2 protein-coding genes are annotated in these 1318 nt (G+C 63.0%); both read right to left on the bottom strand.

Annotation, left to right across the window (positions count from 1 at the left end):
• On the bottom strand, positions 1–571 hold a 571-nt coding region (locus AAAB35_RS20800), incomplete at its 3' end, for an ABC transporter ATP-binding protein (protein ID WP_340670179.1).
• Positions 558–1318 (bottom strand): ABC transporter ATP-binding protein (locus AAAB35_RS20795; protein ID WP_340670178.1); only part of this gene is annotated, 761 nt, incomplete at its 5' end. The genes AAAB35_RS20795 and AAAB35_RS20800, both read right to left, overlap by 14 nt.

Raw genomic sequence — 1318 nt, 5'->3', positions numbered from 1 at the left:
GTTCGACGAGGAGCACAGTGACGTTGAGCGCACGCAGGCCCTTCACCACCTCGAAGATCTGGGCGACGAGGATCGGCGCCAGTCCCATGCTTGGCTCGTCGAGCAGCAGGCAGGAGGGGCGGGCCATCAGGGCACGGGCAATCGCAAGCATCTGCTGCTGGCCGCCGGACAGGCCCCCGGCCGCCAGATTGCGTTTTTCACGCAGCACCGGGAACATGACGAATGCCTCCTCCATGTCCCGTTCGACCTTGTCGTCCGAGAAAAGAAAGGCGCCGAGGCGCAGATTTTCCTCGACGGAGAGATTCGTGAAGATCTGCCGTCCCTCCGGCGATTGCGCGAGACCGCGCGCCGGGCGGCGATAGGCTGGAACGCTGTTCAGGCTCTCGCCGCGAAACAGGATGGAGCCTGATGAGACCGGCTGTATGCCGGAAAGGCAACGCAAAAGCGTCGTCTTGCCAGCGCCGTTCGCCCCCACCACGGTGACGATTTCGCCGGAGCCGACCTCAAGATCAATGCCGTGAAGAACCTCGATGCGGCCATAGCGAGAGCGCAATCCTTCAACCGTCAACATCAGCCGCCTCCACCGCTTGTGCGCCAAGATAGGCTTCGATGACCCGCGGGTTGCGGGCGACCGCTGCCGGTTCTCCTTCTGCGATCTTCTCGCCGTGATCGAGCACCACGATATGGTTCGAAATGCGCATCACCATCTTCATGTCATGCTCCACAAGCAGAATGGAAACGCCCTCTGCCGCGACCTCCGCGATCAGGTGATCGATCTCCTCCGTCTCGACAGCGTTGCAGCCGGCAGCCGGTTCGTCGAGAAGCAGCACACGTGGTTGCAAGGCAAGCGCGCGGGCGATCTCCAGCCGTTTCAGCGCGCCGTAGGACAAGGAGCCCGCAGTTCTCTCGGCTGCCTGGGCAAGGCCAACACGCTTGAGCAGTTCGCGGCCTCCGGCTTCCGAGGCCTGGCTTCTCTGGCGCGAGCCCGGGAGCCCCAGGAGATCGGCGAGAATGGACCCGCGTTCGTGCAGGTGATGACCGACAGTGACATTCTCCAGCACCGTCATTGTCTGGAATATCTGCAGGTTCTGGAACGTGCGGGAGAGACCGCGTTCGGCGAGCAGATGCGGCCCAAGGCCAGTGACATCCTCCCCTGCGAGCAGGATTCGTCCGCGGCCGGGCATGTAGACCCCCGAAATCATGTTGAAGAGGGTCGTCTTGCCGGCGCCGTTCGGTCCGATCACCGAGACGATTTCGCCCGCCTTCAGGGAAAAGCTCACATCATTGACGGCACGCAGGCCGCCAAAGTCGATCCCGA

The sequence above is a fragment of the Phyllobacterium sp. genome, from assembly GCF_037994425.1.
GTDB lineage: Bacteria > Pseudomonadota > Alphaproteobacteria > Rhizobiales > Rhizobiaceae > Phyllobacterium.
This window is presented reverse-complemented; position numbering and strand designations above follow the sequence as displayed.